19 protein-coding genes and 1 pseudogene are annotated in these 16767 nt (G+C 43.1%); 5 read left to right on the top strand and 15 right to left on the bottom strand.

Going from position 1 to position 16767, the window contains the following annotated elements:
• The first annotated feature begins 98 nt into the window (after nt 1-98).
• The gene (locus tag N8M93_RS11725; protein WP_261132042.1) at nt 99-362 is read left to right on the top strand and encodes a hypothetical protein; all 264 of its coding nucleotides are present in this window, start codon (nt 99-101) and stop codon (nt 360-362) included.
• A 238-nt stretch (nt 363-600) separates the two neighbouring features.
• On the top strand, nt 601-759 hold the full coding sequence (locus N8M93_RS11720) for a hypothetical protein (protein WP_261132040.1): 159 nt from the start codon (nt 601-603) through the stop codon (nt 757-759).
• A 19-nt stretch (nt 760-778) separates the two neighbouring features.
• On the opposite strand, the gene N8M93_RS11715 is transcribed toward N8M93_RS11720, so the two are convergent.
• From N8M93_RS11715 to N8M93_RS11705, 3 genes are all read right to left on the bottom strand, one after another.
• A complete protein-coding gene (locus N8M93_RS11715) occupies nt 779-934 on the bottom strand; it encodes a hypothetical protein (protein WP_261132038.1) in 156 nt (51 codons plus the stop codon).
• Nucleotides 935-1213: 279 nt separating this feature from the next.
• Nucleotides 1214-2653, bottom strand: coding sequence for a carbon starvation protein A (locus N8M93_RS11710; RefSeq protein ID WP_261132037.1), 1440 nt, complete (start codon nt 2651-2653; stop codon nt 1214-1216).
• A 589-nt stretch (nt 2654-3242) separates the two neighbouring features.
• The gene (locus N8M93_RS11705; protein ID WP_261132035.1) at nt 3243-3728 is read right to left on the bottom strand and encodes a DinB family protein; all 486 of its coding nucleotides are present in this window, start codon (nt 3726-3728) and stop codon (nt 3243-3245) included.
• A gap of 259 nt (nt 3729-3987) precedes the next feature.
• Between N8M93_RS11705 and N8M93_RS11700 the strand changes: the two genes are divergently transcribed.
• On the top strand, nt 3988-4302 hold the full coding sequence (locus tag N8M93_RS11700) for a WGxxGxxG family protein (protein WP_261132033.1): 315 nt from the start codon (nt 3988-3990) through the stop codon (nt 4300-4302).
• 237 nt (nt 4303-4539) lie between these two features.
• Here N8M93_RS11700 and N8M93_RS11695 read toward each other — a convergent pair whose 3' ends face one another.
• Together N8M93_RS11695 and N8M93_RS11690 are read right to left on the bottom strand one after the other, a co-directional pair.
• Nucleotides 4540-5703 (bottom strand): polysaccharide deacetylase family protein, encoded by a 1164-nt coding sequence (locus tag N8M93_RS11695; RefSeq protein WP_261132031.1) that lies wholly within the window; start codon nt 5701-5703, stop codon nt 4540-4542.
• A 101-nt stretch (nt 5704-5804) separates the two neighbouring features.
• Nucleotides 5805-6476, bottom strand: a complete 672-nt coding sequence (locus N8M93_RS11690; protein ID WP_261132029.1) for an AraC family transcriptional regulator — start codon at nt 6474-6476, stop codon at nt 5805-5807.
• A 104-nt stretch (nt 6477-6580) separates the two neighbouring features.
• Between N8M93_RS11690 and N8M93_RS11685 the strand changes: the two genes are divergently transcribed.
• Nucleotides 6581-6721, top strand: coding sequence for a lmo0937 family membrane protein (locus N8M93_RS11685; RefSeq protein ID WP_261132028.1), 141 nt, complete (start codon nt 6581-6583; stop codon nt 6719-6721).
• A gap of 45 nt (nt 6722-6766) precedes the next feature.
• Here the strand turns inward: N8M93_RS11685 and N8M93_RS11680 are convergent, their stop codons facing one another.
• The 9 genes and pseudogenes from N8M93_RS11680 to N8M93_RS11640 all read right to left on the bottom strand — a co-directional run bounded on the left by N8M93_RS11680 (nt 6767) and on the right by N8M93_RS11640 (nt 15563).
• A complete protein-coding gene (locus N8M93_RS11680; RefSeq protein WP_261132026.1) occupies nt 6767-8317 on the bottom strand; it encodes a polyamine aminopropyltransferase in 1551 nt (516 codons plus the stop codon).
• A gap of 435 nt (nt 8318-8752) precedes the next feature.
• Nucleotides 8753-9148, bottom strand: coding sequence for a DUF350 domain-containing protein (locus N8M93_RS11675; protein ID WP_261132025.1), 396 nt, complete (start codon nt 9146-9148; stop codon nt 8753-8755).
• 17 nt (nt 9149-9165) lie between these two features.
• On the bottom strand, nt 9166-9729 hold the full coding sequence (locus N8M93_RS11670) for a DUF4247 domain-containing protein (RefSeq protein ID WP_261132023.1): 564 nt from the start codon (nt 9727-9729) through the stop codon (nt 9166-9168).
• 31 nt (nt 9730-9760) lie between these two features.
• Nucleotides 9761-10432, bottom strand: a complete 672-nt coding sequence (locus tag N8M93_RS11665; RefSeq protein ID WP_261132022.1) for a PspA/IM30 family protein — start codon at nt 10430-10432, stop codon at nt 9761-9763.
• Nucleotides 10433-10479: 47 nt separating this feature from the next.
• Nucleotides 10480-10989: a DUF4178 domain-containing protein gene (locus N8M93_RS11660; RefSeq protein ID WP_261132019.1), complete on the bottom strand. Its 510-nt coding sequence runs from the start codon at nt 10987-10989 to the stop codon at nt 10480-10482.
• A gap of 281 nt (nt 10990-11270) precedes the next feature.
• The gene (locus N8M93_RS11655) at nt 11271-11975 is read right to left on the bottom strand and encodes a TerC family protein (protein WP_261132017.1); all 705 of its coding nucleotides are present in this window, start codon (nt 11973-11975) and stop codon (nt 11271-11273) included.
• A gap of 289 nt (nt 11976-12264) precedes the next feature.
• A complete protein-coding gene (locus tag N8M93_RS11650; RefSeq protein ID WP_261132016.1) occupies nt 12265-13734 on the bottom strand; it encodes a flavin monoamine oxidase family protein in 1470 nt (489 codons plus the stop codon).
• Nucleotides 13735-13853: 119 nt separating this feature from the next.
• Nucleotides 13854-14461: pseudogene (locus N8M93_RS11645) on the bottom strand (FMN-binding negative transcriptional regulator).
• 223 nt (nt 14462-14684) lie between these two features.
• The gene (locus tag N8M93_RS11640; RefSeq protein ID WP_261132015.1) at nt 14685-15563 is read right to left on the bottom strand and encodes a LysR family transcriptional regulator; all 879 of its coding nucleotides are present in this window, start codon (nt 15561-15563) and stop codon (nt 14685-14687) included.
• Nucleotides 15564-15676: 113 nt separating this feature from the next.
• Between N8M93_RS11640 and rarD the strand changes: the two genes are divergently transcribed.
• Nucleotides 15677-16636 carry an EamA family transporter RarD gene (gene rarD, locus N8M93_RS11635; protein ID WP_261132014.1) on the top strand — a complete coding sequence of 320 codons (960 nt, stop codon included), beginning with the start codon at nt 15677-15679 and terminating at the stop codon, nt 16634-16636.
• Nucleotides 16637-16680: 44 nt separating this feature from the next.
• On the opposite strand, the gene N8M93_RS22885 is transcribed toward rarD, so the two are convergent.
• The gene (locus N8M93_RS22885) at nt 16681-16767 is read right to left on the bottom strand and encodes an IS3 family transposase (RefSeq protein WP_396125556.1); all 87 of its coding nucleotides are present in this window, start codon (nt 16765-16767) and stop codon (nt 16681-16683) included.

Raw genomic sequence — 16767 nt, 5'->3', positions numbered from 1 at the left:
AAATTTTAAAACCAACATCAAGGTTGAAATAGGCTCAATGGACAACTTGTACCTACATAGACTGACACTAGGAATCATTAATTCTAAGGAGTGTGTATATGAACGGGAATCCGTACCATTGGGGCCAAACACCTGGACACTATGATGGCTATCAGCAATCACATTATGATCCACGGTTAAAGCACCAAACATTAATGACAGTACAACCTTTTGTTCAATATGGGCTGGATGAAGCTAAGAAAACATCTTATAGACATGCAATGATGGAAGTGGCAGCAATCAGCTATCTGATCGGAAGGGGCTATCCACCGAGAATGGCTTACCAAATGGTTGAATCATGGGAAGTCAACGAACATTTTTAATATAGAGAGGATTATTCCCACAAATATAAATAACCTCCGAAATTTCTCGGAGGTTATTTATGGTTAAGCGGAATATAAAACTGATTTACAGGAGGAATCACATTTGTTTATTTCCCACGGCAAAAATTAATCCGATAAACATACGTTTAGATGGACTAACGATAGAAAATATGGAATTCAGAAAATAGATCTTACATATAAGTTAAAGGTAATGATTTTTTTATACGAGGTGTAATCTATGGCAGGTTCAGATGTATTTGAAGATATTTACCGTAGTTTAGTCATCGAATTTCAATTGAAAATCGGCCGCCCGTTATTAAGGGATGAGGTTCGTTTTATTGAATGGGTTGCAATGAAGGCTTGTGAGGACGTAGAAATTTGCAGGGTCCAAAGTTAACTTTGGACCCTTTAATAATTTATTCATATATTTCGTCAGCATGTTCGTATCGGATTTTTTCAGAATGTGTTTTATCCTTTTTATTTTTCCCTTTACCTTCCATCCTGTCCATATTTGTTAAATCCTGATTATTTTCAGATCCCGTCGTTTGCCTCGCATTATCATTTTCTGGCATGTTCTCACTCCTATTTTTTATTTGTTTTTCATATTTTACCCAGCGTTTTAGATAATACTTATACTTGAGTGGAAGTTGTTCATCTCTTTTTAACAACACCTGGTCTATTTCGAAGTCTCTTCTATTAACGTTTATAACGGAATAATTGACTGCTCCAATCAGTCCAATGTTGACTTCTCCTCTAACCCCTTATATTCCCTACATTCTAATAGATTCTCCCTAGGTCTTCACAAAATAAATAAGGGGCTGCCCTAACAGCCCCTAGTGGATTTATAGAATTCAACTTGCTTTTTCGACGACGATATTTGCTTGATCAGGATTTTTCCATTTTACAAGTCGGGTGATGAACCAGATGAATACGACTGTCCAGATCGCAGCCCCGATCACCATCGATGTCATGTAAGGCAATCCGAATCCTTCTGGTGCATAAAAAAGATATGTGCTCACCACTGCTGTCATGAATAATGCCGGCACACTACAGATCCAATGAAACTTCTGATGCATGATCAAGTACATGGCTCCTGTCCAAAGCATGACAGTCGCAACGACCTGGTTCGACCAGCCGACGTAACGCCATAAAAAGCTGTAATCGATTTGAGTCAGCAAAAAGGCAGGAGCTGCAACTGGAATGACGAGCAATGCATTCGTCTTCTTCCCGGCATTTTTGAGAACAGGCTTTAAAAGGTCTACAAGCATCATACGGGATGACCGTAATGCTGTATCCCCTGTCGTAATCGGTAAAATGATGACACCTAGTACGGCAAGGACGCCGCCCAGTGTTCCAAGGGTCGTCGAGCTTATTTCGTTTACGACACCTGCAGGGCCTCCACCCGCAAGAGCCTCCTGAAGCCCCGCTGTACTGCCAAAGAACGTCATTCCGGCAGCTGCCCAGATGAGCGTGATGACCCCTTCACTGATCATGGCACCGTAAAAGACTTTCCGCCCTTCGCTTTCCTTCTTCAACGTCCTGGATAAAATCGGACTTTGTGTACTATGGAAACCTGAGATTGCCCCGCACGATACCGTGACCATCAATAGTGGCCAAATCGGCAGTTCCTCAGGGTGCAGGTTGTTCACGGTCAAATTCGGAATCGGGTTATCAAAAAAGAACAATCCTACACCAATCGAAAGCGCCATGAAAATGAGGATTCCTCCGAAAATCGGATAAATCCGTCCGATGATTTTATTGACAGGCAATAATGTCGCTACAAGAAAATAGGCGAGAATGATCATGATGGACACCGTGAAACTTAAGGGTGTGATCTCCGCCATCAGCTGTGCTGGACCTGCTGTAAATGCTGCAGCCACAAGAATCATCAAACCGATGGAAAGCACATTGATCATGGATTGCGCTGGTTTTCCAAGATATTTACCGACAATCGTCGGAAATTGTGCACCGTTGTGACGTAGAGATAACATCCCGGAAAAATAGTCGTGGACAGCACCTGCAAAGATACTGCCGATGACAATCCAGATGAATGCCACTGGTCCATACAGTGCCCCTAAGATGGCACCAAAGATCGGGCCGAGGCCTGCGATGTTGAGCAGTTGAATGAGGGTGGCTTTCCACCAGCTCATAGGTGTGTAATCGAACCCGTCATTCTTCGTATATGCAGGGGTCCGGTTCAGGTCGTCGATGCCGAAAATTCGTTCAACCACCTTTGCATAGAAAAAATATCCTAGAAGTAATAACATGATGGATGCAAGAAATGTAACCATCGCTAAGCCTCCCTTCAAAATAAACGATAGGGAGTATTCTATACGGAAACTTGTCGAATGACAACAGGTTTTCTGAAAATTATATATATTTCCATTGTTTTGTCATATTTAAAGCGTTTTCATTGCTATGAAAGGGTTTTCGCCCCAATTTAGGGTCTGTTCAATTGTTGATTTTTTACTGGCTGACCGTGAGCCTCCTCACTAAATTGCAGGATGCATTGACTAGGACATTCAACATAAGATGTGGTGGTGTTTAGTCAAAAGTCATTCTTTTATATTAAGATGCCAGTTCGCTGTGCGGTTAGCCTAGCTCGCAAGTCTCGCAGAAGAGGCCCAATTTCGCTTGAAGTTAAGAGTACCCTCTATAAGAGTCTAGTTTTTATCAAATTCATTTCATGATGATGCGCTAACGGACACAGGAGACCTTATTTCGTTGATTCCATTGGAATTCACTAAAATAGCGGACACCAGCGCTCTTATTTGATGGTTTTCATTGAAATTCAGCGGATTTATTGACAAATAACGGTTCTGGTGTCCGCAAAATTTCCGAAACATCGCTTTTTGCCACTAATAAGAGCTCTCATGTCCGCTAATTGTAATCAACGTACAATCCTCTTCTGATCAGATTTGCCGTGACTGGTTTTCTTCCCGTTTCACGTGCCCACACTGATAACTGCCCGATGTGATGAATTTCATGGGCAATGACATGACGCATGACTTCACCATGCTTGAAGCTGACCATTTTTCCATTAGTATCCGGCTCTGATAGGATCCGGTACTCCATTTCAGTTGTCCAGGATCTCACAAATGGTTCAACATCGGCATGACATCGACTTGAAAAATCCTTCACTTTTTTCAAGCTGGAAAATTTCTCAAAGGGGGGTTCTTCTGTCTCTGGCTCACCCTTCAGACCAAGAATCCAACTCCATTCGACATCAACAATGTGAAACAATGTATATAGGATACTGCCGACTCCACCAACCCGTTCCTTCAACAATTCTTCCTCAGACAAATCCTCACACCATCTGAACCAATCCTCACGAACCTGCCAGTTATATTCAAACAGTTTCAACATCAAACAAACCTCCATTTTTTTTACGTATCGTTTTGTCCTTATCCATATGATCAAACCTATTCATTAAACGTTAAAAGCCATCAAGATTGACCAACAAAAATCACAAAGCCATTCCCGGCATGGTTATCTCTTGTCACCTACATTTTTAATGAACTTAACCTTTACATATCGTTCTTTTCATGAATAACTATCTCAAAAATCGGAACTATAAAGTTGAACATGTTTCTAAAAACAAGATAATTCAGGAGGTAGAATGACAATGAAAGCTCTTTTGTCTATTCTTTTTACATTGACATTAATCCTTTCATCAGCTTCGATCACAGCTTTTGCAGAAGGTAATAATGATCGAATGGACACAACTGATGATGGAAACTATGGTGAAAGACCACTGAACATCAATGAGGACGATGGTCCATTGAGAATCGGTGATGAAGCAGATGCTGAGGATCGTCGTAATGGTCGAGCAAATGTCACTGCTACTGGCGCTGGAAATGATACGAACTGGGAATGGCTTGGTCTCTTAGGATTAGTAGGACTCCTGGGACTTCGTAAGCGAGATAAAGAACCAGCATGATAATACTGTTTGCAGCCTTCATCACAGAAGGCTGCTATTATTTTTATAACAAATACATATTACGCCTTTTGTCGTATTTACTCCCCTTCGTTAATCATTTATACTTTAACGCATAAATCCATTAAAGACCTATCCCCTCCCCCTAAATGACAGTGGTGACCGTCACTGTCATAAGCTGCCTACGCTATCGGCAGCTTTTTTTTTCGCTGAATCATGGCTTTGTCTTGTTTTTTACACCTAATACTCTGGCCGGATTTCATGTTCAAGCACGATGTCCGCATCTAGAAGAGGTGTTAATCTGTCTTTTTGCGTTTGAAGTGCAATACCGTCAATGTGACGGCGGTCCATCATGATCACACTATCCTTGTATACTTCCAGATATGGTTCAGGTCCAACACCACAGAGGATTTTAAAGCCTGATTCCACAAGATCCTTAAATTTCGCTCCTCCTGTTTCGACCCTGCTGCCATAAGGATAAACATACACATCTGTCACTCCGATCAACGACTCCACTTCCGATTTCCACTGGGCAGTATCGTCAGCCAGGCGTTGATAACCTGCCTTGTTCGCATCCAGATGACCATAACCATGTGACGCAAATGTCCACCCCGTCTCTTTTAATCGCTTGATGACCTTGAGTGCCTCTTGCTTGCGATCTTCAATATCAGCTCTATCCAATTCATTTGTCCGATAGCCTAGAACACCCTCATACCCGGTCAATGCTATGAGCCCCTTCGCTCCATTGAACGAGAAATCGGGATGCTTCTCTACAAATTGATCTAAAATAGGAGCAATCGCATGATTACGCGTAATCAGCTCTTTACCTTCGGGTGTCTTTTCGTAGGAGGCGACTTCACCCTCTTCATCAAGCACCAGCTTAAAGACATTCCCGTTCTTCCTCATATAGTCATAGTAATTCATATCATCGATCGAGATGACCAATGGTTTCTTACCCTCTGGAAGCATCAATTGCCTCGTTCCAATTTTCCCATCTTCTTTTTCCACGATCAGTGAGTTGATGTCGATTAAAATATAGTCATTCTTGTGAAGTTCATTGAGCGTCCTTTTAAATTCATCTACAGTGACAAAATAATCGTTGTATCCCTTAGCCATCGCATCATAATCGAATGCCAACTCTGTATAGACGATTGTTGGATGAAAAAAGATATGCTCGACAGGTCCGTGATATTCGACTAAATCGGCATCCTTATCTTCCGTTTGAGTTGGAGAATCAATCTCCTCATTCATGTCTCCATTGCTTGCCTGTTCACGTGTATGTTCCGATGGTCGTTCAGTCTCTTCATCTTGACTTTCCTGAAAGCCCGATGCTGCAAAAGAACAGGCCACCAGACACATAACCATGAACAAGCAAGCAACAGTAAAATTAAGTGAACGTCTCATTATTTGAATCTCCTTACATCTTTATTCAACGGTTTAGACGTTCTTTGTCAAATAATGTTACGTAAGTTTCGGAAAATTCAAAAAAATGAGTCGTATGTCTATTATTCTTTTGTCCTATGCTCCCAGATAGATTTTATAAGTTCATAATATTGGGTATCGCCCAACCCATAGTTTTTGAAGTTTTTTAAGAGTAAGGATACGAGTTCATCTGTAGGTACATCTTGATGATCTTTGATATACCGGATGAGATCACTGTCTGGGTTACGATAATTAAAAAATAGCTCGATCCCCTTCTGTAATGGGGGCAGATTGATAATATCGGGCATCTTTTTGTGGATTAATACCTTTTGGTAAATCTCATGGTACCCGTCCACCTCCAGGGTATACTGCTTCAAGGGCTCAAACTTTTCATCGACGATATGTAATTGCACATTCTCTTTATAATCCGTCTGATCCAACCAGGCTAAAATGGTCAGGAGATTGATCTGGCAAAACATATCCGCATCAAACCAGAGTTCAATTCGTGAAATTTCCCCATTGAAGAGGGGCTGTAATGGTTTTAGTGTGATTTCATAATATTGTTCATGGGTTACTTTGTGGACGTTGGCACGGATTTCAGAGAACTGATTGGAAAAGACATCCGTGCATGTTTCTCCATAGCACATCGCCTCGTTGAAGGGGACCATCATGTCGTGGTTGAGAAAGCGTGTTTTTTTGAAATGATCATACATCACTTGTCCATTCAAAATATGAATCGTAGGGGAGTGATTCATTTAGACACCTCCAGATCATAAGGGATAAATCTGATCATCTGCATGTTATTGAGGGTTTCCGGGAAAACTATCTGACAAATACATCAATGAAAGGATTTTCATCTATGATTTGGACAATCTTATGGATCATACTAATCATCTGGTTGCTCGGTGTGATATTCAACATCGTAGGCGGAATCATCCATATCCTGCTTGTGGTAGCTGCAGCAATCCTAGTGTATAAGTTTATTAAAAGACGTGTTTAATGGAGTGAGGCTGCTCCGCTCAGGACAGCCTCACTTCCCTTTTAATCAATAATCCTGCCAGGCTTTTTCATAGATATCAATCAAAATCGGACGAATCAATGTATTCGGTTTAAGGTCCACTTCACCCCCATCTTTATGAGCAAAAGAACGATCCTCATCTTTCCCGAAGTGTGTCAACGAAGGGATCAGTTCCGTCGATAAGTACTTGGTCTCAACGTTGATATCGACCTCGTTGACATCGATCGGTCTCCTTGATGCCAGGACAAATCCCCAGTTTCCGAAGCTCGGTATATCGAGATGGAAGTTTTCAGTATTCATGCCCGTCTCCGCAAACGTTTGATCGATCGTCCAATACACCTCTCTAGCAAATACCGGACTGGTAGCCTGCGCCATGATCATTCCGCCTGGATCCAGGTGATTCCGGAGCAAAGAATAGAATTCAAGTGTGTACAACTTATTAAGAGATTCGTTGTTTGGATCAGGTAAATCAACCAAAATGACATCATAAAAACCTTCCGCCTTTTCCATGAAATCATATGCATCTTGATGGAGGACCTCCACCTTTTCATTTTCAAATGCATTGCCATTCAACTCTTTCAAAAGCGGATTGGTTTCCGCCAATTCAACCATTCTCGGATCAAGGTCGACCAGCGTAATTTCTTTTATATCCTTATACTTTTCCAGTTCACGGAGCGCGAGACCATCACCACCACCAAGGACCAGTACCCTCTCTTTCCGCTCTGCCAGCGCCATCGGGATATGGACCAGGGTTTCGTGATACCTGTATTCATCAGCAGAACTGAACTGGAGCTGTCCATCCAAATAGAGCCTTAGATCACCTTGTTCCTTCGTCAAGACAATATGCTGATACTTCGTTTCTTCGGTATAGATGATCGGGTCTTTGTACAACTTCTGTTCAAAGGAAAGAGCCATTTCTTCACCAAACATCACCCCGCCGATCAGGAGGATAAAAATGAGGCTGCCAATGGAAGAATAGGTCTTCACACGGGGGATTTCTTTTCTGAAAGTATACAAGACCCAGAGTGCGACAACTAGATTGATGATAGCAACGAGGAAAGCCGATTTTACGAGACCGAATTGTGGACGAAAAAGGAAAATGAAGAGTAAACCGCCGATCAATCCGCCTGCGTAATCTGAAAAAAGAACCCTCGCTGTACTTTTATTGATCTGGACGCCTATTTCATTCGCTTTACGGATCAAAATCGGTAATTCCAGCCCAGTAAGGGTACCGATGACAAGAATGACCGTGTATAGAAAGATCGCATCCGATCCATCTGCGAGATATGCCGTAACACCAAACAAAAGAAACGCTGAAAAACCGCCGATCAAGGCGACGGAAAACTCAATGATGATGAAGGCTTCGATCAGCTTTTTCATCACTTTCTCACTTAGGAAAGATCCGATTCCCATACCAGTGAGGAATAAGGAAATCGTCAACGTGTACTGTTTCACACCATCCCCCAGGATGTATGAACCTAATGCACCAAACAGGACTTCGAAGATGATACCGCATATCGATACGATTCCTGATGCCCAGTAAATTCGATTACTTTTGATTGTCCCGTTATCTATCATGATTTCACCTACGCAACTGGTGCCAGGCACCTTTTTGGAACCCTTGCTACGACTACATTCTCAAATGGTGCCTGGCACGTACTTCATAAAATAAGAGGGGTGAGCCAATGACTTGGTTCTCCCCGATCTTCTTGCATTTTATATTGTTGATTTTCCACTTACCCGCTAACGGACACAGGAGACCTTATTTGACCCAAACAAAGGGATTTTACAAACTTAACGGACACCAGGGACCTTATTTGGCTAATATCATAGAAAATCAGGTGCTTTGTTCACAAATAGCGGCTCTGGTGTCCGTTAAAATTCAGAAACACTTCATTTTGTCACAAATAACGGCTCTGATGTCCGTTAGCTGAATACATGGCTGCTTAGACCCGCTTTCCCCGTACGAGTGTCACCAAATTCAACAAGCCTTACGTTTTCCGATAATTGCTGTTATGTAATCGAAGCTCCGACTACAAATGCCAGTCCGATTGACACACACATCGAAACGATCCCGACAGAGACGTTCCCATTTTTCAATTCCATTTCCACTGTAAACCTGCGCGTGAGAAAATCAAACAAGTAATAGGCGACTAATTGTAAAACGACTCCATAACCTCCCCAGAGTACGGTCTGAGGGATGCTATCATTCGTATAAATCGAAAACGCCAGAATGATACAGATACCGATGATCTTACCGCCGATCGATAGGGCGACAGCAGAATTTCCTTTCTTGATTTCTTCCCAATCTTTGTATTTCGTCGTCACAAGCTCAAATATGACAAGACCGATGACAACGATCACAACTGCTGCGATAAAGTATAATAGCGTTAAAATAAATGGACTCATACTAAACCTCCCAAAAGTTATTTTCCAGTTCCAGGACCTCCGCCGCGATTCCCAGATCCTCTAAAAGAAGAAGGGACAGCAGGACCTTTATAATTTCCACCTGAATGGTTGTAGCCTCCATAACATTTCGTACCACATCGCTGATCCTGTTTGTATCTCCAATCATTCACACCGAAAGTTCGATCCAGTATGTAATACGCAATAAATCCATTAAAAAAGCCAGGCCGGTAATTATCCCGTGCAAACTCATTCGATGCCACTTCAATAAGAGTATTATCAGGATCATCTTCATCCTGCGTAAGTGTCACGAAATAATCATCATAAACCAAAATCTGCTTATCTTCCTTTATTTCACTGGATTCTTCTGGTTGATGGTCCTTCTGGATTTGTGAAGAGACCTCAGATATGGTTTGTTGTTCGCCAACATATATTCTGGCAACATCATCCGGATCGGTACTGCTTTCGACCACATCCTCCAATGGATAGTGTTCGGCAATCCAATCCAGTACACTAGCAGATCCACAAGCTACCAGGAGGAGAAATGTTGCCGCTATGGAGATTCCTATGACTTTCCTTCTCATCGACACACCCCCATCAAAAAGGGAAAGAAGGTTATTCTTTCCCCATTTTTTTCTTTAACTCCGCCAATTCATCGTTTACATTATTCTTCGTGTTCATCGCCTCAAACTCATCATCGAGGGACTTGTTTGAAGAGCGCATGTCATCCGTCGTTTCCGCTTCAGCCTCATACTGGAGCACTTTCTCTTCCATCCGCTTGAAGCCTTGTTGCGAACTGTCGTTGCCGATATTCGACATCGTGCGGTTGATCTTAGTCTTCGTCTTCGCAGATTCAGCTCTTGCTTTGAGGGAATCCTTCTTCAGATTCATCTCATCATATTCCGCTTTCATTTCAGATAGTCTTTCTCGTAAGGAATCAGCATCGTCCTTTGCTTTGGTATGGGCAGCGAGCAGTGTATCTGCCTGTTGATTGTGTTTCTGCTTATCTTCCAGCGCTCTGCGGGCGAGGTCTTCATTCCCGGCTTCCAAAGCCTGAACCGCTTGCTCTTCCCTTTTCTCTACCATGCTCTTTGCATCTTCATACTTTTTCTTGAGCATCTTTTCATTTGCGATTTGTTTCGCGACAGCCGTTTCAGCTTCACGGATATCCGCAGACATTTCACGCATGTACTGGTCAAGCAATTTTACCGGATCCTCCGCTTTATCAAGTGCTGAATTCAATTCGGATGAAACCATTGTACGTACTCTTTTAAAGAAATTAAACATGCTATACCTCCTGATTATGTGATTTTTTTTGCGAAGTCAAGCTACGTCTAGCTTGCAGCAATGATTTTTATTTCATAGCTTTCTATTTCATGCCCTTCACTGACTTCGACTTCACTGCCCCATATTTCAACGGAAAGGAAGCGGTCTTCTGCATCATTTGCGAAATCAAAGTACTTCACTTGCTGGCCGTTCACGTTTTTCCCTCTGCCTTCTCCCCGTACTGAAGCGGTCCCTTTTTCATCAAGGGTATATTCTGTCTGTTCCACGGTCACCTTGTTTGGAATCGGTTCGGTAAGCTTTTGTTTCGTGCTTTTGTAGATTCCGAGTTCAAGCTCATCATCCATTTCTGCACTCAACCAGATCGTCTCATTCGTTCCGACAAGCTGATACGCATACCACTCATAACCGCCATCATTGTAGATCAATTTTCCGCTCACCTGATAATCTTCAAAATTGTACGTGATGATATCGTTGATCTGGATGTTGAAAAAATTCCGTTCTTCAACCTTTTCAACTTCCTTATCCTTTTTATTGAACAATCGTGAGAAAATGCTCATATTCCCCTCCATCAGTCTGTACTTAACCATCAAAGATAAAACACAAGACGGTAAAAACATAAGACTATTCATCCGCCACTATTCCTACGGATGGCTCTTGAAAAGGTTTCAAAATCATACAAAGAAAACTTTGCAAAGCCAAAACCTTAACGCAGGCTGAGTTTCAGTTCCTCGAAAAAGCAATTGTTTTTCCTTCGTGCGCTGTACTGTTTCCAAAGCCGCCAGCTTGTGCCCTTATACGGAAGAAAGTATTTTATGCTTTCTTCAAGCACAAAAAATTCTTAGTCCGCTTTCTGTAAAACAACCTGTTCTTCTTGTTCGACTTCCTGTTCCACTTTCCTCTTTTTCAAATAGCCGACCGCAATCACTGCCCCTACTACAAACAATTCGAATCCGTACTTGATGAATCCGTTGTCGAAAAAGCTATGCAAGAATGGTTCTCCGACGATCATTTTCGAAGCCGTCCAGGCAAGGATCGCTGCTCCGATCGTGATGATGATCGGGAAACGGTCAACCCACATGAGGATGAGTTTGCTACCAAACATGACAACAGGCACCGAAATCAATAGTCCTAAAATGACGAGAACCATGTTTCCGTGTGCGGCACCTGCAATCGCCAATACATTGTCTAATCCCATAAGAGCATCCGCAATGATGACTGTGCGGATTGCGGCCCAGAATCCGCCTGCCGCCTCTACGTCATGGTCTTTGTCATCCACCAACAGTTTATACGCGATGATCACAAGCAGTAATCCCCCGACTAAAAGCAACCCCGGAATCTTGAGCAACCAGACAACCGCAAGTGTAGCGACGACTCGGATCAGGATCGCACCGAGCGCTCCCCACATGATGACTTTTTTCTGTTGTGATTGAGGTAAATTCCTTGCAGCAAGCCCGATCAGGATCGCATTGTCTCCAGCCAGGACCAGATCGATAATCACGATCGATAATAGTGCGGTGAAAAATTCAGCACTGAATAATTCCATTCCACTTCACTCCTTTTTTTAATATGTAAAACAAAAATGGCCTCTACCATCAATCTGGTAAAGGCCATCAAAAAAGACCTTTACCTGAACCGGTAAAGGTCTTGCTAACAACAGTTTCGTTGCCAACAAAGCCGAGAGCGTGAACTCTGGAATGACGACTTTGCTGTAAAAGCTACTCCCCTTTAGGAGAAACGATTTTTATTTTATTACTATAAGAATACCCTTAAATCCCTCCGCTGTCAATATGCATACGTGGATTAGGACCTTGATCCTGTCACCAAAAGATATTTCATTCCCTTGCATTCACCTCAAATGCAGCACGGATACCGGATTCGATCGCCCCTTCCATCCATCCATGGAACGAAGATGTATGTTCACCGGCAAAGTGGATCCTTCCCTCTGGACGCCTGATTATTTCATCAAATTCCTCTTCTTGTCTCGGTGTGAATAACGTAAAACACCCTACGGAATATGGATTTTCACTCCAATCGAACCCTACAGCATTCTGAAATTCTGTATATACGACATCCCCATATATTTTCGCAAGATCTTTCAACAAGGTATAGACGAGTTCTGAAAAGCTCAAACTGGTCCACAATTCTGCATCAGCTCCCCAGCTATAGCTTGCCAACAGCACCGCAGGACCTTCTGACCCGATACCATGACTCGGAATATACGAAAAACGAGTCGGACGATCAGATATCGCATTCCCGAGCCCGTTCGCTTCCCAAAACCGACGTTTGAATTGGACTCCGATTTTAACAGCTGGTACATTATTCAGCTCCCGAATTGCTTGCCACTTTTCAAAAGGTATAGAATCATACGGAATCACATCAATAAACTGAAAAACAGTGAAAGGAACGGCAGCAATGACATAATCTCCCTTGTATTCGTTGATTTCTTCCGTCAAAGGGTTTCGGGCTTGGACCAGGACGCCGCTGTCATTTTGCGCAATCCGAATCACTTTTTGGTTGAATATGATGTCGTTCTGAAGTTGCGGGAAAAAAGATGACGGAAGACGATCATTGCCGCCCTGGATCTCATAAAATTGCAAATCCTCACTGAAGATCGGATAGACGATATCGGTCAAAATATCCAAGAAAGCAAACTCCGGAAACCCTTCAATACCGAGCATGACGTTGATCATACGGATTGCAGGCAATGAAAGGGATGGACCTATAGGATTGAACTGCAGGAACTCGCCCATTGAATAGCCAGCATACTCTTTCCTCAACTCTTCCTGTTCTTCCGGTGTGCTGCTTGTATAAAGCTCCACGAAAGGCGTGGTCGCTGCTAAAAGTAATTCCGTTGCTGTCTTCCCTTTTTCTTCAGGTGCCACCGGAAATTGGAGGATATCCGGATTTTCCTCATACACTTCTCTAGTTGTCAACACATTGTTGACATAGATCACATCCCTCGGTGTAGAGTTGATAAATCTATTCAAAGGCAGTTGGAATCGCTTGATGTACTCAAGCACCAATGCATGGTTTTCAGGAATTCTCATTGCCCCGACATCCAGATAATTGCCCTCCGTAAATGGTTCCCTTAAGGTCAAAACTCTGCCACCAATCCGACTGTTCCCCTCGAGGATCGTCACTTGATGACCTGCCTGTTTCAAGAGGGATGCTGCAACCAACCCTGACAGACCCCCTCCGATAATGATGACCGATTTCGGTGTTCCAGTCCGATCCAGACCGTTCCTGATAATCGAAAGCATGCCTTCTGGGTACTGCAGTTCTGCGTATGTCTGTCTATTCATCACAGCATCCCCCCTTTCTAGCTATAAATATGCTAGGAAGGATAAGGAAATAACTGGGACTATACCCTTGGATCAGGCGGACAAAATAGGAAAATCAGAAGGATTAGTTGTTCGTTTATTCAAACAAGGTTGCGTTTCATCAGCCTTGCAATGTTCTGTTCATCGGAGTTCGGGCTTTTTTCGAGTTCTTTTATGATACGTTCCTGTCGGGCAAAAGGATGTTCTGACTCAATTTAGCTTTTGCTTCAATTTTGTCAATTTTGATTTTGAACCCCTGGATCCCTTTGCTCATCCCAGCGAGGTATCCATCATCTATATCCTCCAACTTGTATGGACTATTTGGTGCTTCATAATACGCCACCATTTCTTGCAAGGATTCCATAACCTCATCCTCCTGAGTCAACAACTCCACTTGACCGTAAACATGCACCGTGACGTAGTTCCAGGTTGGGACTGCTGTTTTTGTTTCGTACCACGACGGGGATATGTAACAATGCGGCCCATGGAAAACAGCTAATATCGGTTGACCCTCAATATCCTTCCATTGTGCGTTCGGACGTGCAAAATGCCCGTATAAAGATTGCTGGTCATTGTCCACAAGTAACGGCAGATGAGTAGCGTACGGCATTCCATCATGTTGAGAAAATAGCGTTGCAAAGCTGTTTTCTTTCATAATGTCAAAGGCAACTTGCGTATCGGAAATTTTAAAATGCGAAGGAATATACATTCTTTCCACCCCTCTTCAAATTTTAACGGACACAGGAGCCGTTATTTCCTCCAAAAGTGCCCTTTTCAAGATTTTAGCGGACACCAGAGACCTTATTTTGTAAAAATCGGATGAAATCAGCTGTTTTGTTCACAAATAACGGCTGTGGTGTCCGTTAGGGTTCGGAAACACCCATTTTTGTACTGAATAGCGGCTCTGGTGTCCGTTACGGAAGAATTCAACATCAAGTATTTCTGACCCAGGCTTTGGTCAGCTCGAAAAACTTACCGGCAGCAGGCGACAGACGCTTGAATGACGGTGCAGCGATCCCGATCGTGCGGTAAACCTCTTCACAAATCCTCGTCGCTTTTATCATATCCATATGCTTCGGCAAGGTCAGTTCAGGCATGATGCTTATTCCGATACCGGATTTCACCATGGCAATGATCGAATGGACATCTTTGATCACAAAGCGGACATCCGGATCGAGATTCTCCGCTTTGAACATCTTCCGCACTTGTTCATCACATCCTTTTTTCGGCATGATGAACGGATACGAAGCGACCTGCTCAATCGAGGGCTCACGTTCCTCGCTGAGGGGATGATCACATGGAATCAACAGAGATAAATGATCATCTTTAAGCGGATGGAAATCGACGTTCATCCGTTCTGTTTCAAGGATGAATCCTAAATCGAGCCTCCCCTCAAGAAGCCATTGGATGATGTCCTGGTAATCCCCTTCAATCAGTTCCACTTCAATATCAGGGAACATTTGTTGAAATTGTCCAATGATATCCGGTACCCAGTTGATCATCACACTTTCGAATGAGCCGACCCGGACTTTCCCTTTCTGCAAGCCCATGATGCTCTCTGCGTCCTGCTTCATGAGCTCCGTATGCCGCAGTATATTCCGTATATGCGCAAGCATTTTTTCCCCGTTGGTCGTAATGACAGCACCGGAACGGTTACGGATGATCAATTGAAAGCCCAGGGCGGATTCTAAGCTGGATATGGCGTGGCTTACTGCGGACTGCGTCATGCCCAGATCTTCCCCTGCTTTTGTGAAGCTTTTCGTTTCAACGATTTTTATGAAAACCTCCATTTGGATGATCGTCGTATTCATCCATTTTCCACCCTTCATTAATTTTACTCATACTTATTATTATAAAGATTCATTTTACTAATGCAAAGAGTTGGCGTATGTTATTACTAAACAATCATTAGGAGGTCCTTTTTATGTTGAATAGACTGTCTGATTCTGTTGTCGGAATGATTTATACACTTGCAGCCTTCGTCGCCTGGGGGGTTCTGCCGATCTACTGGTATTTCCTCAAGGGGATACCTGCCTATGAAATTTTTGCCCACCGGATTCTATGGTCCTTCCTTTTTGCTGCCTTCATCCTGCTGTTGATCGGAGGTTGGTCACAGGTGAAAAAAGTGCTCGCCAACCGGGTCCAGGCTTCTTGGGTGTTCTTGGCCGCTCTTCTCATCAGTGCGAACTGGTTCATTTTCATATGGGCGGTCACATCGAATCATGTAATCGGAGCAAGCCTGGGGTATTACATCAACCCGCTTCTAAGTATTGCGTTAGGTGTCATCATCTTTCGGGAAAAATTGAACCATTGGAAAATCATCTCGTTGTTGCTTGCTGCAACCGGTGTGTTGATCATGACGATCCAATTCGGTCAGATCCCCTGGGTCGCGCTGATCATCGCATCGACATTCGCTTTGTATGGTGTGGTGAAAAAGGTCGTCAAGGTCGAACCACTCGTATCGGTAACACTGGAAACATTTTTCATCCTACCGCTCGTCCTGACCTATCTTACCTTCCTACAAGTAAAAGGAACCGCTGCTATCGGTCATGTGTCCCTTCTTGAAACGATCTTGTTGCTTGGTGCAGGTGCTGTCACGGCGCTTCCGCTTTTATGGTTTTCAAAAGGCGCACAAAAGGTCCCATTATCGACGATCGGTTTCCTTCAATATATCAATCCGACTATTCAGTTGCTCGTCGGAATCTATTTCTTTCATGAGACATTCACGAAGACACATCTCATCAGCTTCGGATTCATATGGGTCGCGCTCACACTATTCTCCTTGTCGCAAATCAACTTCAAGCGGTATATGCAGTATAGGCCATGGCTAAAAAGAACATCCCCTGTCATGATCCAGGAATGCGAAAAAAGCAGCTGTCAATAAAGACTGAACTGTACCCTTAAAAATAGACAGTTTAATAAAAGGACCTAAGCAGCTAAGAGGTGACCCCGGAATTGTTCTGGGGTCATTCTTTTTAATCCCCATTGATACCTAAAGGAATTGTAGTATTCCAC

The sequence above is a fragment of the Bacillus sp. Marseille-Q3570 genome, assembly GCF_946151055.1.
Classification (GTDB): Bacteria; Bacillota; Bacilli; order Bacillales; family Fictibacillaceae; genus Pseudalkalibacillus.
This window is presented reverse-complemented; position numbering and strand designations above follow the sequence as displayed.

Bases quoted from the DNA above. Each gene is read 5' to 3' on its own strand.
- N8M93_RS11670 (WP_261132023.1), bottom strand. From the start codon at position 9,729: ATGAGAAGGAAAGTCATAGGAATCTCCATAGCGGCAACATTTCTCCTC.
- N8M93_RS11695 (WP_261132031.1), bottom strand. From the start codon at position 5,703: ATGAGACGTTCACTTAATTTTACTGTTGCTTGCTTGTTCATGGTTATG.
- N8M93_RS11700 (WP_261132033.1), top strand. From the start codon at position 3,988: ATGAAAGCTCTTTTGTCTATTCTTTTTACATTGACATTAATCCTTTCA.
- rarD (WP_261132014.1), top strand. From the start codon at position 15,677: ATGTTGAATAGACTGTCTGATTCTGTTGTCGGAATGATTTATACACTT.
- N8M93_RS11690 (WP_261132029.1), bottom strand. From the start codon at position 6,476: ATGAATCACTCCCCTACGATTCATATTTTGAATGGACAAGTGATGTAT.
- N8M93_RS11665 (WP_261132022.1), bottom strand. From the start codon at position 10,432: ATGTTTAATTTCTTTAAAAGAGTACGTACAATGGTTTCATCCGAATTG.
- N8M93_RS11715 (WP_261132038.1), bottom strand. From the start codon at position 934: ATGCCAGAAAATGATAATGCGAGGCAAACGACGGGATCTGAAAATAAT.
- N8M93_RS11660 (WP_261132019.1), bottom strand. From the start codon at position 10,989: ATGAGCATTTTCTCACGATTGTTCAATAAAAAGGATAAGGAAGTTGAA.
- N8M93_RS11720 (WP_261132040.1), top strand. From the start codon at position 601: ATGGCAGGTTCAGATGTATTTGAAGATATTTACCGTAGTTTAGTCATC.
- N8M93_RS11705 (WP_261132035.1), bottom strand. From the start codon at position 3,728: ATGTTGAAACTGTTTGAATATAACTGGCAGGTTCGTGAGGATTGGTTC.
- N8M93_RS11640 (WP_261132015.1), bottom strand. From the start codon at position 15,563: ATGAATACGACGATCATCCAAATGGAGGTTTTCATAAAAATCGTTGAA.
- N8M93_RS11680 (WP_261132026.1), bottom strand. From the start codon at position 8,317: ATGATAGATAACGGGACAATCAAAAGTAATCGAATTTACTGGGCATCA.
- N8M93_RS11710 (WP_261132037.1), bottom strand. From the start codon at position 2,653: ATGGTTACATTTCTTGCATCCATCATGTTATTACTTCTAGGATATTTT.
- N8M93_RS11675 (WP_261132025.1), bottom strand. From the start codon at position 9,148: ATGAGTCCATTTATTTTAACGCTATTATACTTTATCGCAGCAGTTGTG.
- N8M93_RS11685 (WP_261132028.1), top strand. From the start codon at position 6,581: ATGATTTGGACAATCTTATGGATCATACTAATCATCTGGTTGCTCGGT.
- N8M93_RS11655 (WP_261132017.1), bottom strand. From the start codon at position 11,975: ATGGAATTATTCAGTGCTGAATTTTTCACCGCACTATTATCGATCGTG.
- N8M93_RS11725 (WP_261132042.1), top strand. From the start codon at position 99: ATGAACGGGAATCCGTACCATTGGGGCCAAACACCTGGACACTATGAT.
- N8M93_RS11650 (WP_261132016.1), bottom strand. From the start codon at position 13,734: ATGAATAGACAGACATACGCAGAACTGCAGTACCCAGAAGGCATGCTT.